This window comes from Bacillus cereus group sp. MG20, from assembly GCF_040459885.1.
In the GTDB taxonomy this organism is placed as follows: domain Bacteria; phylum Bacillota; class Bacilli; order Bacillales; family Bacillaceae_G; genus Bacillus_A; species Bacillus_A cereus.
Window position 1 is genome coordinate 602,154 of the sequence record NZ_JARVHF010000001.1, and the last position, 16,376, is coordinate 618,529.

Genomic DNA, 16,376 nt, shown 5'->3' on the forward strand with positions numbered 1-16,376 from the left:
TCACAACAAAAATAGGGTTCCCCTGGCCAGGAGAACCCTATTATACACCTTATTTTTATATTGGTAAATTATAGCATAAATAAGTTTTTTTGTCAAGTTTTCAGCCTACTACGCTCCAACAATTTGTGTAATCTCTAGCAGGAAGATTTCGATCTACACCGAATATTCCAGTTCATAACAATACAAATGGAGGGCGTCATGAAAAGATTAGTCATCATTACAGTAGGAAAAACACACAGTGGAAAAACTACATTTGCAAAAGAGCTAGAAAAAGAGTTACCTAATTCTTTTATTATGGACCAAGACAACCAAGCTGAATTTATTAACACACATTATGAAAAATTACAGCCGACAGAAGGATCAAATACACTAAAGCACAGTCTTTCAAAATTCATTGTTGATTATGCGAAAGAACATACAAATTTACACCTTATTATTTGTAACTCCAATCGCAGTAAAAACGGAAGGTTCTATTTACTAAACGAATTATTTCCACAGAATGAATATGTACGCATATTAGTTCACTTTGACATCCCAGATGATGTACTTTACGAAAGAGTGGCTAGAAGCACGCGAAGTACGAATATTTTTAGAGGTGGATATTCTAGTTTCAAAGAAGTACTTGATCGACAACAAACTGAATCACTTCACGATGATGTGGTAGATCCTATAGAAAACGAGGCTGATTATTTGTTTGTTATTCGTAACAGTAAGGATGTAAACTCTACTATATTAAAAATTGTCCATCTTGCTAAAGAGTTCTCCCCTGTCCGAAATAAGAGATTATAAAAATTACATAATCATAGATTATTATGCAAATACTTCCTCTAGACGGCGTAGATGGTATATAATGATGGAAGAATCTACTTCTATATGCTCATTTTTACACAAAATAGCTCATGCATATGAAAGAAAAGAGGTACAAAAATATGAAAACAAAACAAACAATCGCTGCGTCTACACTAGCTTTAGCAATGATTGCTGGCGCAAACTCTGCTCATGCAGAAGTAAATGATGCTACTCCTCAGCAAAGTACGGGAGATCGATTAGCTGAAATTAAGCAACATAAACAAGAGTTAGATGCGAAATTACAGCAACACAAAGAAAACGTGGATCAAACATTAAATGAACTTAACAAAGTTAAGGAAAATGTTGATACAAAGGTGAATGAACTACATGAACGCAAACAAGTTGCTGATGAAAAAATTAACGAAGTTAAACAGCATAAACAAGAACTAGATGCAAAACTTCAGCAAGACAAACAAATCGCCGAAGATAAAATCGCTGAAATTAAAGAGCATAAAAAACAAGTAGAAGATAAAGTTGCTGAAGTAAAAGAACATAAGCAAAATATCGATAACAAAGTGAATGAGATTAAAGAACATAAACAAACTGTCGATGAAAAAGTGAATGAAATGAAGCAACATAAAGAGAACATTGATCAAAAGGTTAATGAACTTAAGGAAGTTAAAAAACAAGTAGATGAAAAATTAGCTGAGTTAAAGAAAGCGAAACAAACTGCTGAAGACAAACTCGCTGAACTAAAAGAAAACAAGCCGAATACTGGTAACACGTTAGAGGAACTTAAGAAAATTAAAGGCAATTTAGACAGTCTTTCCGCTAACTTAGAACTAGCTAAACAAGATGTAAAAAACAAACTAGCTGAATTACAAAAGGCTAGAGAAGATTTACTAAATAAAATTAACGAAATTAAACAATCGAAACAAACTGTTTCAGATGATTTATCAAAGAAAAAACAAGACTTAGATATTAAAATCAACGACTTTAAGCATACTGAGAAAAAAATTGACGACAAATTAGCTGAGTTACATACAACGAAGCAAAATGTTGATAACAAGATTAATGAAGTATCACAGTCTAAACAAACGCAAGCAGATAATGGTACTAAAAACAATAACGCTAAAGAACTTCCTAACGCTGGTAGCGAGCAATCAAACAATATGGCTCTAGGAATGCTATCTGTATTAGGCGGGATTTTATTAGTAACACGCAATAAAATTAAAACCTTATTCTCAAAATAAAGCCATTATACTTATTAAAAACAATTATACAAAGGCCAACCGCATGTACGGTTGGCCTTTTTCTTTATATTAACTGTCCATCTCTCAGCGTCAATATACGATCACATACATCAAGCATTCTTTCATCATGTGTAATCATAATTGCTGCTTTTTGGCTCTCTTTCACTTCACGTTTCATCATTTCTACAACTTCACGCGCACGTTTTGAGTCTAAGCTTGCCGTTGGCTCATCCGCTAATATTAAATCCGGATTGTTCATGAACGCACGAGCGATTGCTACCCTTTGTTTTTCCCCACCAGATAGTTGATTTGGATAATGATTTTTTCTTTCTCCTAATCCAAATGCCGCTAATAAATGATCTGCACGCTTTTCGGATTCTTGTTTACTTTCCTTTTTTAGCTTTGCAATATAAAGCAATTGTTCTTTCACATTTAAATATGGAACAAGGTTTGCAAACTGGAAGATGAAACCGATTTTTTTCAAACGAATGTCTGTCATTTCCTTTTCCGATAACTGTGTAATATTTTGCTCACGAATGTAAATATCTCCTTTTGACGGTGATAATAAAGCACCCGCGATTGATAATAATGTACTTTTCCCTGATCCAGAAGGACCAACGATTCCGATAAATTCTCCAGCTTTCACATCAAGCGACATCGGATGAAGGGCTGTTACTTCCGTATTTCCTTCTCCGTACACTTTACTTACTTTGTCTAATTTTAATAATGAAGTCATTACATCCCGCCTCCAATTGCTTCTAATGCATCAACTTTTAATACTTGGTATAACGAAATAAGTGTTCCTAAAATACTAATTACGATAAAGATTGCTGCGTATTGTGCAATCATCGGTGTTGTTAATAAGAACGGCATACCCGCTGGTAAAATTTGTTCTAACCCTTGTACAAGAACGATACTAATTACCATCGCAACGACTGATAAGAATAACGCCTGTACGACTAAGCTATTTGCTAAATACGAGTTCTTCGTACCAATTGCTTTTAATACACCTAGTTGCTGTGTTTTTTGCAGTGTAATGACGTAGAAGAATACACCAATTAGTAATGCAGCGATTACAAGTAAGAACGCAATAATCATCGTTAACGTTCCTTGCTCTTCTTTAAATCCTGGAATACTTTGCAGTACTTCTTTTTTATCGATAACGTGAGCATTTTTAATTTCTTTATCTGTGTTAAGTGCGATTGCACTATAATCTTTTTGGTTTGGTTGTGAAATAGCGCCCCATACGTCTTCATTTACATAAACGACTGGTGTATGGCTAAACATTTGATCTTTCGTAAATCCGACGATTTTAAATTCTTTCTTTGAAACAGGATCGATAATTGTATCCCCAATATCGATTCCTTTTTCTTTAATTGATTCATCAGCAACCATTTCGTTGTTTGCTGTACCTAACTTCTCACCTTTTACAATGTTCGGTTCTAAAAATGTATCGCGTTCACTTGAGAAAATAGCGATATCAACCTTTTTCGAACTATCTTTCTTTTCATACGTTGAAACTTTCACCCGAAATGGAACTGCCTCTTTCTCGCCCACTTGATTTACTACGTTATCTACATCGTCTTTCTTAATTTGTGAACGAAGTAATTTATTTTCCGCATCATCTGCTAAAACGAACTTATTTGCCTCCATATTTTGAATCGATGAAGCATTATCATATGATAATCCATTTGCTAATCCTGAAATAACAAGGACTAAAAATGATAGTAACACCATAATGAGTCCGATTAATCCGTATCTTAATTTTGATTGTTTCAATTCACGCAGAGCTAAAAACATTTCGCTCGCTCCTTCCTCTTTCTTTCTATGCACTAATCATAAAAAAGAAATATGAACGGAATATGAACAGAAGATTACAGAGTAAAAAAATAAATTTTCTGAAAGTATTGAAAATAAATAGAATCCTTGATACAATTCAGTCAAATAATATTGACCGAGTAATTTAATTCAAGGAGTTGATCATGTTGAAGCCCGTATTAACACTAACTACTTATAGCCAACTAAAAGCATTAAGCGATCCACTACGTGCCGAAATGATGATACGTCTATGCGAACGTCCTTATACTGGACAATTACTCTCTGAGAAATTCGGCATTTCAAGGGCGAAAATTCATTATCATTTAAAAGAATTAGAAAAGAATGGTCTTATAGAGATCGTTTATACAGAAGAAAAGAATGGGATTATTCAAAAGTTTTATCAATCTGTCGCGAAAGGCTTCACCCCTGCTGCAGATCTATTACCTCATTTAGAAATATTAAGCGAATCAGGTCGCCAAATCTTTTTACAAATGATAGAAAGAACGAAAAGCCAAATTCTCGCTGCACCAGAAGAAGCTTTTACATTACGAAATGCAAGTGAAGATCCAGCTAAGTGGAATTACGTTTCATCCTGCTGGGAATTTGATGCTACGCCAGAACAATTTCAAGTGTGGGTAAAAAAGTTTTATGAATTAATGGCTGAATTAAACGAAATCACAAAAGATGCAGATAAAGATCCGAATAGTAAACCTTATTATATTTCTACTACTGCACTTCAAATCGCTGAGAGAACAATGCAGCAATTTATTAAAAAAGAAGAAAAATCGTAATACGATTTTTTTTACATAAACGGTCAAATTTATTTTACCGAATAAATTTATTATAAAGGAGTAGATAAAGTGGACATATTAAAAAACCGGAATTTCCTCTTATTATTTTTAGGGAGAATTTTTACAAACATAGGAGATAGTTTGTATTATGTAGCCGCGATGTGGCTCGTATACAAATTAAGTGGTAATCCTTTTTATTCTGGATTGGCTGGTTCCCTTACGTTATTACCTTCTGCATTACAATTTCTTACTGGTCCATTCGTTGATAGATGGTCAATAAAAAACACCCTCGTCATCACACAAGTTTTGCAATGCATTCTTATTTTAATCATTCCTATTACACACTACTTCGACCTACTAACAATCCAACTACTACTCATCATCATGCCCATCGTAGCCTTTATCGAACAATTCGCCTATCCCGCACAATCAAAAGCTTTACCACTTCTACTGCATAAAACACAATTATTAAAAGGAAATTCACTCTTCTCATTTGCATATCAAGGCATTGATTTAATTTGTACGACTCTTTCTGGAATATTAGTAGCACTATTTGGCGCCATTACTTTATATGTAATCGACTCCTTTACATTCGCGATTACTGCCCTTTTGTTCTTTTCATTAAAAATGCCAAAACAAACTGAAGCAGACACAACACTTTCAACTAAACAATATTTTACTGATTTAAAAGAAGGGTTTTCAATCGTATTTCGTTCCTTAATGGGCGTCTTCTTAATTGGTTCCGTTGTCGCTAATTTTTCAATCGGTATGACGATGGCAATACTCCCTTCTTTCGCTGATTCTTTAGGCGGTGTAAAATTATATGGTTTCTTTTTAGCCGCTATATCCGCCGGTTGTTTAATTGGAGCACTATTCAGTTCATGGGTTGGTAAACATAATGTTGGCCGTGTCTCCATTATTAGCTTTGCGACTGGCGCTTTCTTTTGGTTTCTCTCAACGGTTGTACCGTTTCAATGGCTATCCATTTTTTTATTCGGCTTAGCTTGGATACCAATTGGTGCGACCAACATATTATTTGCGACTATTGGTCAAATTGTAATTCCAAACCAATATCTTGGGCGTATCAATTCAGTCACACGAAGCATGGGCACAATTGCTATGCCACTCGGCTCTTTAATTGGCGGATACACTGCGAATGTATATAGTAGCCAACTCATTTTCGCGCTTGCTAGCATTGGGATTTTATTCATTTCCCTCGTATGGCTACTTCATCCGAAATTACGGGCTTTTCCAAAAGCTGATGAAATTACAGCGGATACTTTTGGGCTTCGGTTTAAGGAAGAACGCGGGAAAGGTGCGGCTTTATAGCAACCAAACATAACCCCGTTCTAAATTGGGGACGGGGTTAAAAATATAGTTATTTCATTTTGGATGTAAAATACTTCACTAAAAATATAACAATAAAGTCGTTTGAATATCTAAAATTTATTCAACAATAGCACCAACTAAAAGGTTCTGTTAACGCTTTGATGGCCATGCCCCCTGCATTTTCCTTAATTGAATAATTTGGCCTGTATGATAAGCATCATGAAGCATGATGTCCAGTAATTTACCTTCAAGTGAATTTTGTTCAAGCTCTCTTTCAGAAATTGCACTTAATACCTGTCTTAAATTACGCTGAGCATTTTCAGAGCGTTCAACGACTTCCTTCCATTCCGTATCATTATTAGATTGCTTAGTAAGATAAAAGGTGTCATTACCGTCAAGATTATGTGTCCATTCACGTCCTTCCAAGTTTGCAGCAAGTCTTTCTTTGTAATAAGTGAGATGATTAACATTCTCCCAAATGGTATTCGTTGTCTCTCCAGCTGGTTTCCACATAGCCTGTTCAGCTGTAAGTCCTTCTATAGCATGTTTAAACGGTGCATACCAACTCTCTTTGTCGAATGTTGAATCTAGTACGTTTAATAACAAGTCAATTCGTTTCAAAGTAATTTCCTCCCTACACAGTTCAAGTTTTAATACACTCCCTCTAACTCTGTAGAGATTCTACATTTTTAAATAAACTTCCTCCTAATCCCACTCCATAAACTCATCCGATTATGCAATTAAAATGACTCATATTTTTTCATTTTACACGTATACTAGCGACAAAAAAAGAAGAGGCTGTTCCCAAACAGCCTCTTCTATCTATTTAGGAAGCTCCACCCGAACAGTCGTCCCTTCCCCTTTCGTGCTATATACCGAAACGGTCCCTTTATGCAGTTCAACAATCTTCTGCACGATTGATAATCCTAAACCGCTACCTTCTACGTTTCTTGCCCTTGCTGTATCTACTTTGTAAAAACGGTCAAAAATACGATCCATTTCTTCTTTTTCCATACCGATTCCGTTGTCTGATATAGAAATTATAACGCTAGACTCTAACTCTTCCACGAAAAACTCAATCGTTCCACCATCGTTTGAAAACTTAATGCTATTCGTGAAAATGTTACTCCATACTTGATGAAGTAAGTTTTCATCACCTTGAATTGTAATGTCCGGCACATCAAATTCAACGGCGATATCTTTTTCCCGCCATTTCCATTCAAGCATAAAAATGACGTCTTTAATTTGTTTTTGTAAGGAAAAGTCTTTTATTTGTAAAACCTTTTCCTCCTTATCTAATGAAGCAAGCGTAAGTAACTGTTTACATAAACTAGACATTCGCTTACTTTCGCCCTCAATAATTTGTAAGTAATGGTTTCTTTCTTCCACGCTCATCTTTTCTGTTTGCAATGTCTTCGAAAAACCTTGTATGGAAGAAAGCGGTGATTGAAATTCATGCGAAACATTTGAAACGAATTCTTGTCTCATTTCATCTAGTTCTTTAATACTTTTCGTCATCTTTTGAAAGCTTGTAGATAACGTTCCTATTTCATCTTTTCGTTTTACGTCTAATTCAATTTTATATTCCCCACTCGCAATTTTTTGCGTAGCCTTCGTAAATTTACGGATTGGGCGAACGATATAACCTGCTGCAATCGCTATAAAAATAATACTTAATAGTACGATAAACCCAAGTAATACCGCTAAGAAAATTCGCATTTCGCCAAATTGGTTCTGAATGTCAGGACGAATAAATAAAGCGTACTGTTTATCACCGTGTTGCACTGGTACACCGACGCTATTAATTAATTCATTATCGAAAAACCCTGTAATAAAGAGACGAGTTGGATAGGTGGAAACACCATTAAACGTTTCTCCTTGCAATACTTTATGAACAGTAGCATCGCTAATAGACGTCTTACGAAACGCATTGCCAATACGCTTTCCATTCTTTTGATCATCGACAATATAAATTTCATACCCTAACTTTGCGATAGAATGTAAGTACGCCTCTTGATTTTCTTCACTTTGCTTTTCATATAACGATTTAACTTCTTCAGCATACTTTAAAATTTTTTCACTGTTATACGGTTTTAACTTCACTTGATAATATACGTTCGTTAATAAAAAGCCGATAATACTACTAAGTAGCATAATGCCGACCGTCATAAATACAAATCTAGAATATAGTGATTTCATCTTATTTCAACTCCAACTTATACCCAAGGCCGCGCACTGTCGTAATTTGAAAATCATCCGTTCGTTTTGAGAAACGATCTCTCAGCCGCTTCACATGAACGTCAACCGTTCGTTCGTCCCCTTCAAAATCCATTCCCCATACTAATTCAATTAGCTCTTCTCTTGAAAATGTTCTTCCAGGATAACTAGCAAGTTGTGATAATAGCTCAAATTCCTTTAAAGGAAGCAAAATTGTTTGACCGTTACACTTTACTTCCACACCTTTTCGATCAATTGTCGTTCCGTGCAACGTAATAATATCTGCACTCAGCATTTGATAACGACGTAATAAAGCTTTCATACGGAAAATCACTTCAGCTGGTTCAAATGGTTTCACAATATAATCGTCTGTACCAGAAATGAAGCCTTTTTCTTTATCCACTAACTGGTCTTTCGCAGTTAATAAAATAACAGGAATATCATGATACTTCCGTATTTCTTCACATAACGTATAGCCATCAACAAATGGCATCATAATGTCTACGATCGCAAGATGAATATTTTCCTTCTCTAATACGTCTTGCGCTACCTTTCCATCTTCCGCCTCAAAAACTTGAAATCCCTCTTTTTGTAAATGATAATGCAACAACTCTCTAATATGTTTATCGTCATCAGCTAATAAAATATGTATCATCTTCATTAAACCCTCTCTCGTTCATCCTTCTACACCTTTACATTAAGAAACAATTAGATTTTTTGCAAGAAAAAGAAAAACAGAATTTATAAGTTCTTGGTGGATTGAAGAAGGTTTCAAAAACAGTCAGTCTTCAAATGCATAAGTAATTTAAAGAAAAGGATTCCTTAGAAGATACTTTTGTTATCATTATGGTCAGCTGCTTTATTTTTCTTATAACTTGATGACGTACTCTGGTGTACGAATAAGTGATCTATTACTTTTTTAGTAAGTGGCATAAAGAAATTCAGTAATAACCCACCTAAACAAACAGTTAATATAGTTCCAACACCAATTGGTCCATGTAAAATCGTTGCCATTATTAAGAATATAAGGTAAATAAATGTTCGTGCTATAAAAATATTCGTTCTAGTTAATTCTTGTATGATTAAAGTTAATCGGTCAATTGGAATGGGAGCAAAATTTGTTTGTAAATATATTGCAGTTCCTAATCCTGTAATAACTAATCCGATTCCAAAATAAATCATTTTACTGTACCATATTTCAGGTGTAATTAAATCGCGTAATAAAAATAGCCACACATCAATACCAATACCCGTTATGAATGCTGTTAACAACCCTAGTACCTCTGGTCTTTGTCTTTTTAATTTCGAATTACAACATATTAATAATAAAGCTATTACTATTTCCCAGCTTCCCACAGTAAGCCCCACATTTAAAGAAAGTCCTACTAAAAGTGCATCAAAAGGTGAAGTGCCAAAATCTGATTGTATTGTGACAGAAATACCAAGGGTTAATATTAAAATTCCTAATACATAAAAAACATACTTCATTTTAATCAACCTCTTCATCGTCATTTTTGTTGCATTTACAATAAAAATATTTTATATTAAATGTAACTTCAAATTGTTGCATTTGCAATAAAAATAAAAGATAAGGAGTTCATTATGAAAGAAATTCTTCGTGAAATTGGCATGATTGCAAGAGCATTAGATTCTATTAGTAATATAGAATTTAAGGAATATGAGCTTACAAAAGGTCAGTATTTGTACCTTGTGCGAATATGTGAAAACCCAGGAATCATTCAAGAAAAGCTATCTGAAATGATAAAAGTAGATCGTACAACCGCAGCCCGTGCTATCAAAAAGCTTGAAATCAATGGATTTATCGAAAAGAAAGAAGATGAATCTAACAAGAAAATCAAAAAACTTTTCCCAACAGAAAAAGGGAAAAATGTCTATCCTTTTATTAAAAGAGAAAACGATTATTCAAATGCTGTTGCATTAGAGGGATTTTCGGAAACAGAAGCGGAAACTATTTCTAATCTTCTTCAAAGAGTAAGAAAAAATATAGAAAAAGATTGGGAATTTGTAAAAAAGGGAAATAAGAGAAATTATTGATTATATAAAGGAGCGAACTATTCAAATGACTACACATATAGAAAAGTGCACCCTTGAAGATATACACAGACTTCAAGATATTAGTTATGAAACATTTAATGAGACTTTTAAACATCAGAATTCACCCGAAAGTATGAATCACTATTTGGAAAAGGCATTTAACTTAAAACAATTAGAAAAAGAATTATCCAATATCTCTTCTCAATTCTTTTTTGTCTACTTTAACGATGAAATTGCTGGATATTTAAAGGTCAATATTGATGATGCTCAGTCTGAAGAAATGGGAAATGAATCACTTGAAGTAGAGAGAATTTATATAAAGAGCTCCTTTCAAAAACATGGTCTTGGTAAATATCTACTAAATAATGCTATTGAAATTGCAATAGAACATAATAAAAAGAATATTTGGCTAGGCGTATGGGAGAAAAATGAAAATGCTATTGCTTTTTATAAGAAATTAGGTTTTGTACAAGCTGGCTCTCATTCCTTTTATATGGGCGATGACGAACAAGTTGACCTTATAATGATTAAAACACTCATATAACTTTTTTTGAAAGGTGGGCTATTATGTATATTCCAAAGTATTTTAAAGTCACAAATGTTGATGAAATTTGGGATTTTGTTCAAAAAAACTCTTTTGGAACAATCGTCACAACTAAAAAAGAGAAACCAATCGCAACTCATTTGCCCTTTGGATTAACTAAACAAGGTGATGACTATTTTATTACTGGACATATGGCTTATGGGAATCCTCAGTGGAGAACATTTGAAACTTGTGAAGATGTTCTTGTAATATTTCAAGGACCACACTCTTACATCTCTTCTTCTTGGTATGAACATGAAGAAGTTCCAACATGGAATTATCAAGCTGTCCATATATATGGTAAAGCAAGTATTTTAGATAAAGAGGAATTAATAGATGAATTAACAACAATGTTGAAAAAATATGAAGAACATCGTGAAAATCCAATATTATGGGATAAACTTTCCCCCACTCTCTTAGAAAATGAACTGAAAGGGATAGTTGGGTTTAAAATTAAAGTAGGAGACATCCAGGCTGCATATAAATTAAGTCAAAATCGGAATGAGAGAGATTACAGTAATATTATTGATAAATTGTACGATGAAGGAAATCCAGATGCGAAACAAATGGCAAAACTCATGGGGAGTAGATTAAACAATCACATATAATCCATTGTAATTCAACTCTCACATTTCAAAATTAAAGAACAGACTGGAGCGCTTTATCGGCAGTTTTCTTTAGAACGTAAAAGATTGAGCTTAAAGTGCATGGGGGTTAATTATAAATATAGATCCATTAGAAAAGAATCTATTTTGAAAAAAGATTATTCAAAATAGATTCTCACGTTTTAGTATTAAGATTATTTTAATCAAAAATAATTTCTAAGCCTTCGAAATATCAACAAATCCTTCTCCAAACACATCACGAACATCGTGTATAGCGATGAACGCAGCCGGATCTGTAGTTTGAACAATCCGTTTTAGCTTCACTACTTCTTGCTTATTAATAACAACATAAAGAATTTCCTTCGGAGTTTTCGTGTAATAGCCATGACCTGAGTACACAGTAACCCCTCTGCCCATTAAGGTAGTTACCTTCCCGGCTATTTCATTCGGATTATCAGAAATAATCGTAATGGCTTTCTTCGGATTTAAACCTTCAATTACAAACTCCATCACTTTCGTTGCTACATATAACATAATAATTGTTATCATCAGTTTTTCTGCACCAATGATGAAATACGATGAAAACGCAACGATTAAATCGAAGAACAGTAGACCGTAGCTAACGCTCCATCCTAAATATTTATGTGTCATCCTTGCTAAGATGGTAGTACCTGCAGTTGTTCCGCCAACGCGAATAATAAGACCAATCCCGCATCCAATAAATATACCTCCGAAAATGGCATTTACGAGCATTTCATCCGAAGCGATCGTCCAACCTTCTGTTAAATGAAGAAATAGTGAGTTCGTAACTACAGCGATAATCGTATAAATTGTTGTGATCTTATTTAAAAATTTATAACCGGCTATTAACAAAATTGCATTTAAAATTAAGTTAACTAAACCCGGTGACCATTCAAATAAATAGTACGTAATAATCGTGATACCTGTTACCCCGCCCTCACCAAACTCATTCGGGATAACAAACAAATTGACACCTAATGCAAAAAGAAATGCACCGATAATAATAAAAATAATGTCTGTCGTTCTTTTTTTCATACAGTACCTCACTTCTTATGTAAATATTTATTCTGTCATAAACTCTCACCATTATATCGTGGAATATTCAAATCGAACAGTGGTTTATTTTTATTTTAATATAGGATGATAAATCAACTTTATCCTATATCCACTTGTAATTAAGAAAGTAAAATAACTGTATTTATTATGTACTACAACTAAAGTTTTGATTTCACATGCAATTCAGCCTAAAAATGAATATAAACACTCTCACTCGCACAAACTTCAAATACAAAGCAAATAAGCGAAGCTATAGAATAGACTTCGCATCAAGTGTGTGATCATAGAAATTCATATGGGATTTTATATTCATACGTTTCAGAAATAAATTCACTTATCTTTCTCCATATATTCTTTAATCTTTCGTTCTTCCCACTCTTTCCCGAATATCCCAACTGGAAAAGTTGTCAAACCGTGTATAACGATACCTATCCCCCAGCCTGCAAGTGGATATAAAAACCATAATTTACTTGAATCAGAACTGATATTTATAATAAAAAGCATTAAGTTCACTAGTATATAAACCGTTAAATGAATGTAAAAAGCTTTTAAATTCTCTACCCTTTTTTTAGCTCGTAAATAAACCTCATCTTGTTCCACCCTTAAACACCTCTTTCAATATTGTATTTTTTCACCTTCGCTCTAGTGTTAACATCATATTCTTATTGGAAATCCGTTATTCTCAAAAAAACACAAAACAAAAAGTACCCATCAAATTGTTATACACATAATAATTTGATGGGTACTGCATGATACATTTAGTTTTTACATGTATTGTTTGGAGAAAATTGCAAATAACGACTTATACTCGCCTTATTAAGACCAAATCCATACATCATCATTATTTTCAGCGTTCGTCTTTGCTTCATGAACTTTTTCAATATGGTCAACTGTGTTCCAGTTAATAGAACTTCCGCCCCACCCTACATACTTCATATCAATTTTCACTTTCTCACCCACATTAAATACTTGTCCCTTTGTTAAGAAAACATCAATAATATCTTTCTTCCCATTTAGCGATGGATACTCAACTACAACATATTTAGTAGCACCGTCTCCCTCATCTTCCATCGTTCCTACTTTTGATACTTCTCCAATTACATAATTAGGTGAGCCATCTTCTTTCATGTGCATACCTAACTTGTTTGTTGTATTTTCAACTGCAGTTGCAACCATGTATTCTGTAAAATTACGCATCATAGATCCAGTAGCTTTTACTTCATCTCCTACTTTCACGTTTGAAAGTGAATCAATATACACACTAACAGGTTCCTCATATTGCTTAGATTTTACAACAATCACACCGTTATCTACTTCTACTACTCGTCCTTCTAACGTCGAGAAATTCGATTCAATAGAAGCTGCACTCGCTTTTGTTAGTTCTAATCCTGGTACATTTGTTCCTGATAATGCTGCGATCCCTAAAGCACCTGCTAAAATTATTTTTTTCATACCCATATGTAACATCTCCATTCATGATGATTTTATTTTTTTGATTGGTATCGACCAACCTGTAATCATTATAGTTACAGGTTATAAAAATAACAACCGTTTTCCTCATGCAATGATGCATACTGTGATTTTCAAATATAAATTTTAGCAAAAAATATTTGTAGATTATTCCTATATTCAGCACTAATACTAAATTCTCAAATTACAGCAGGTGAACTTATTGAAGGCGGAGAAACTAATGTCATGTACAATGTTCTTCAACTCTACGGTTTGTATAACCGTAGTTCATTAAATTATATAGGAGCGGGATTCATATGTTAATAAAGCCAAAGAGATTACAGCCAGGAGATATCGTAGCAACAGTAAGTCCTTCATGGGGCGGTGCAGGTGATTCTGAAATAAGATGGCGATATGAACAAGGAGTAAAAAGATTAGAAGAAGTTTTTAGTCTTACGGTTATCCCAATGCCAAATAGCTTAAAAGGTAGCGAATACCTTTATAACAATCCAGAGGATCGTGCGGAAGATATAATGACAGCATTTAAAGATACACGCGTGAAAGCAATTATCGCGAATATTGGCGGTGAAGATAGCATCCGGTTACTTCCCTATATAGATTTTAATGTGATACGCGAAAACCCGAAAATTTTTATGGGGTACTCTGACGTTACTATTTCACATTTATTTTGCCATAAAGCAGGGCTTTCCTCTTTATACGGTCCAGCAATTTTGACCGACTTTGCCGAAAATGTAGAGATGGATCCATATACAATTGAAATGGTAAATCGTACTCTCTTTTCAAATGAAACGATTGGAGAGATTCAACCAGCTCATGAATGGACAAGTGAGCATTTAGAATGGATTGAAATAAATAAGGATACAAGACGTACGATGCAGCAAAACAATGGATATGAGCTACTTCAAGGCTCTACCACTGTACAGGGGCGCTTAATTGGTGGTTGTATTGAAGTATTGGAATTTGCAAAAGGAACGGAACTTTGGCCTGAGAAAAAACATTGGGAGAATAGTATTCTCTTCTTTGAAACTTCTGAAGATCATCCAGAACCAAGTTATATAAAATATTGGTTACGAAATTATGCAGCACAAGGTATTCTGCAAAAAGCAAAAGGAATCATTTTTGGTAAACCGAAAGATGAACAATACTATGAAGAATATAAACAGGAAATATTACAGGTTATGAAGGAACATAACTTAGAAGATTTGCCGATTCTTTATAATTTAAATTTTGGCCATACTGAACCGAAGTTTATTTTACCTTACGGTGCAATGGCAGAAATTAATTGTGAAAATGGATCTTTCTCTATTTTGGACAGTGGCGTGGAATGAATAAAAACACTCCTATGAGATATGTCTGTGAATTGGTACTTTTTAAAGTATATAATTGGAGGGAGATTACGTGTATGGAAGTAACATTTACAGTAAGTAAGTGGGATGAAAAACCAATCGATGATAATAAAAAAGATTTCCCTATTAATATTGCTCATGTCGAATATGATATTGATGGGGAATTAAAAGGAAAGGCTTTTGTTGAATACTTATTATATTATTTAGACTCAAATATAAATGATGGTCACTTAGCTACTGCTAAAATTTCTGGATTTTTACACTTTGAAGGGATTTATAAGGGGCAACAAGGGACATTTACAGCTCTAGAGCAAGGAATATTTGATAAAGGAAATTTAGATTCCCCAGGAACAATTATTAAAGCTACCGGTAACTTAGAAAACCTGAGAGGATCCTATAATTATCAGTTTACAGGTCAAACTAGTAAACTAATTTTAGAGTTTGAATTTCAGCAAAATACCTTATAATTTAGTGGAAAGGACATTTCTTGTAATACTAGGAATGTCCTTTTTGTTGACGAGTTTATTCAAGTTAAAAATGAACAGAGTATATTATCAGTATTCAGCAATGCATAAAATTTTCTTCATGGGGGAATTAAAAATCTACGCCCTAGAGACATCATGCCCCCACCTATTCATTTCTTTTCTTACTAATTAAAGAATAATCCCCGAAAAATTCCCCTTCATAACTTCCTTTTCAAGTTGATTCCTACATATAAACGTCGCAATAATTTTTGTACGATTTTTTTCATCAGGCTCAAATTGTTCAATAGTTACGTCACAACGAATCGTATCACCGCTAAAAACAGGACGTAAAAATTCAAAATCCATTTTGCGAGCTAGTACGTTATAATCACCGCCAATTTTTGTAGGCAATGTTGATGTTAACAGCCCTTGTACAACAAATCTTCCCTGCTCATCTGGTTTAACATGATGAACACCTTCATCTTTCGATACTTCTGTAAATAACGCAACATCCTCTTTCGTAAAAGTTCGTTCAAAGGTGATTTTTGCGCCTACTTGCAATTTCATTAATCCCCCTCC

General features: G+C 34.0%; 19 protein-coding genes. 9 read left to right on the forward strand and 10 right to left on the reverse strand.

The window, feature by feature from the left end; genetic code table 11:
- The first annotated feature begins 198 nt into the window (after positions 1–198).
- Positions 199–789: an ATP-binding protein gene (locus QCI81_RS03120; RefSeq protein WP_071731915.1), complete on the forward strand. Its 591-nt coding sequence runs from the start codon at positions 199–201 to the stop codon at positions 787–789.
- Positions 790–929: 140 nt separating this feature from the next.
- Positions 930–2,042, forward strand: a complete 1,113-nt coding sequence (locus QCI81_RS03125; protein WP_071731914.1) for an LPXTG cell wall anchor domain-containing protein — start codon at positions 930–932, stop codon at positions 2,040–2,042.
- A gap of 64 nt (positions 2,043–2,106) precedes the next feature.
- Here the strand turns inward: QCI81_RS03125 and QCI81_RS03130 are convergent, their stop codons facing one another.
- Together QCI81_RS03130 and QCI81_RS03135 are read right to left on the reverse strand one after the other, a co-directional pair.
- Positions 2,107–2,778: an ABC transporter ATP-binding protein gene (locus QCI81_RS03130; RefSeq protein ID WP_000202612.1), complete on the reverse strand. Its 672-nt coding sequence runs from the start codon at positions 2,776–2,778 to the stop codon at positions 2,107–2,109.
- Positions 2,778–3,842: an ABC transporter permease gene (locus QCI81_RS03135; protein ID WP_071731913.1), complete on the reverse strand. Its 1,065-nt coding sequence runs from the start codon at positions 3,840–3,842 to the stop codon at positions 2,778–2,780. The genes QCI81_RS03130 and QCI81_RS03135 overlap by 1 nt, the downstream gene beginning before the upstream one ends.
- A 185-nt stretch (positions 3,843–4,027) precedes the next feature.
- Between QCI81_RS03135 and QCI81_RS03140 the strand changes: the two genes are divergently transcribed.
- Both QCI81_RS03140 and QCI81_RS03145 read left to right on the forward strand, forming a co-directional pair.
- Positions 4,028–4,651, forward strand: a complete 624-nt coding sequence (locus QCI81_RS03140; protein ID WP_071731952.1) for an ArsR/SmtB family transcription factor — start codon at positions 4,028–4,030, stop codon at positions 4,649–4,651.
- 69 nt (positions 4,652–4,720) lie between these two features.
- Complete coding sequence (locus QCI81_RS03145; protein ID WP_071731912.1) at positions 4,721–5,980, forward strand: MFS transporter; 1,260 nt, start codon at positions 4,721–4,723, stop codon at positions 5,978–5,980.
- A 150-nt stretch (positions 5,981–6,130) separates the two neighbouring features.
- Here the strand turns inward: QCI81_RS03145 and QCI81_RS03150 are convergent, their stop codons facing one another.
- The 4 genes from QCI81_RS03150 to QCI81_RS03165 all read right to left on the reverse strand — a co-directional run bounded on the left by QCI81_RS03150 (position 6,131) and on the right by QCI81_RS03165 (position 9,685).
- Positions 6,131–6,601, reverse strand: a complete 471-nt coding sequence (locus tag QCI81_RS03150) for a DinB family protein (protein WP_000821001.1) — start codon at positions 6,599–6,601, stop codon at positions 6,131–6,133.
- A 201-nt stretch (positions 6,602–6,802) separates the two neighbouring features.
- Entirely contained in the window at positions 6,803–8,179 is a 1,377-nt protein-coding gene (locus tag QCI81_RS03155) for a sensor histidine kinase (RefSeq protein ID WP_071731911.1), read from the reverse strand.
- 1 nt (position 8,180) lies between these two features.
- Entirely contained in the window at positions 8,181–8,858 is a 678-nt protein-coding gene (locus QCI81_RS03160) for a response regulator transcription factor (RefSeq protein WP_000781973.1), read from the reverse strand.
- A 161-nt stretch (positions 8,859–9,019) separates the two neighbouring features.
- Positions 9,020–9,685, reverse strand: a complete 666-nt coding sequence (locus tag QCI81_RS03165) for a YczE/YyaS/YitT family protein (protein WP_053563998.1) — start codon at positions 9,683–9,685, stop codon at positions 9,020–9,022.
- A 114-nt stretch (positions 9,686–9,799) separates the two neighbouring features.
- Between QCI81_RS03165 and QCI81_RS03170 the strand changes: the two genes are divergently transcribed.
- The 3 genes from QCI81_RS03170 to paiB are packed head-to-tail and all read left to right on the forward strand — an operon-like array spanning position 9,800 to position 11,443.
- Complete coding sequence (locus QCI81_RS03170; protein WP_053563997.1) at positions 9,800–10,252, forward strand: MarR family winged helix-turn-helix transcriptional regulator; 453 nt, start codon at positions 9,800–9,802, stop codon at positions 10,250–10,252.
- Positions 10,253–10,277: 25 nt separating this feature from the next.
- Positions 10,278–10,796, forward strand: coding sequence for a spermidine/spermine N(1)-acetyltransferase (gene paiA, locus QCI81_RS03175; RefSeq protein ID WP_000207056.1), 519 nt, complete (start codon positions 10,278–10,280; stop codon positions 10,794–10,796).
- 23 nt (positions 10,797–10,819) lie between these two features.
- Positions 10,820–11,443, forward strand: coding sequence for a protease synthase/sporulation negative transcriptional regulator PaiB (gene paiB / locus QCI81_RS03180; RefSeq protein WP_053563996.1), 624 nt, complete (start codon positions 10,820–10,822; stop codon positions 11,441–11,443).
- A gap of 213 nt (positions 11,444–11,656) precedes the next feature.
- Here the strand turns inward: paiB and QCI81_RS03185 are convergent, their stop codons facing one another.
- The 3 genes from QCI81_RS03185 to QCI81_RS03195 all read right to left on the reverse strand — a co-directional run bounded on the left by QCI81_RS03185 (position 11,657) and on the right by QCI81_RS03195 (position 13,975).
- Complete coding sequence (locus QCI81_RS03185; RefSeq protein WP_071731910.1) at positions 11,657–12,496, reverse strand: YitT family protein; 840 nt, start codon at positions 12,494–12,496, stop codon at positions 11,657–11,659.
- A 351-nt stretch (positions 12,497–12,847) separates the two neighbouring features.
- A complete protein-coding gene (locus tag QCI81_RS03190; RefSeq protein WP_000434263.1) occupies positions 12,848–13,117 on the reverse strand; it encodes a 2TM domain-containing protein in 270 nt (89 codons plus the stop codon).
- A gap of 216 nt (positions 13,118–13,333) precedes the next feature.
- A complete protein-coding gene (locus tag QCI81_RS03195) occupies positions 13,334–13,975 on the reverse strand; it encodes an ATP F0F1 synthase subunit alpha (RefSeq protein ID WP_071731909.1) in 642 nt (213 codons plus the stop codon).
- A 308-nt stretch (positions 13,976–14,283) separates the two neighbouring features.
- Between QCI81_RS03195 and QCI81_RS03200 the strand changes: the two genes are divergently transcribed.
- Together QCI81_RS03200 and QCI81_RS03205 are read left to right on the forward strand one after the other, a co-directional pair.
- A complete protein-coding gene (locus tag QCI81_RS03200; RefSeq protein WP_071731908.1) occupies positions 14,284–15,315 on the forward strand; it encodes a S66 family peptidase in 1,032 nt (343 codons plus the stop codon).
- A 74-nt stretch (positions 15,316–15,389) separates the two neighbouring features.
- A complete protein-coding gene (locus QCI81_RS03205) occupies positions 15,390–15,800 on the forward strand; it encodes a DUF3224 domain-containing protein (protein WP_000454093.1) in 411 nt (136 codons plus the stop codon).
- Positions 15,801–15,986: 186 nt separating this feature from the next.
- Here QCI81_RS03205 and QCI81_RS03210 read toward each other — a convergent pair whose 3' ends face one another.
- Positions 15,987–16,364, reverse strand: coding sequence for a MaoC family dehydratase (locus QCI81_RS03210; RefSeq protein WP_071731907.1), 378 nt, complete (start codon positions 16,362–16,364; stop codon positions 15,987–15,989).
- Between the last annotated feature and the right edge of the window lie 12 nt (positions 16,365–16,376).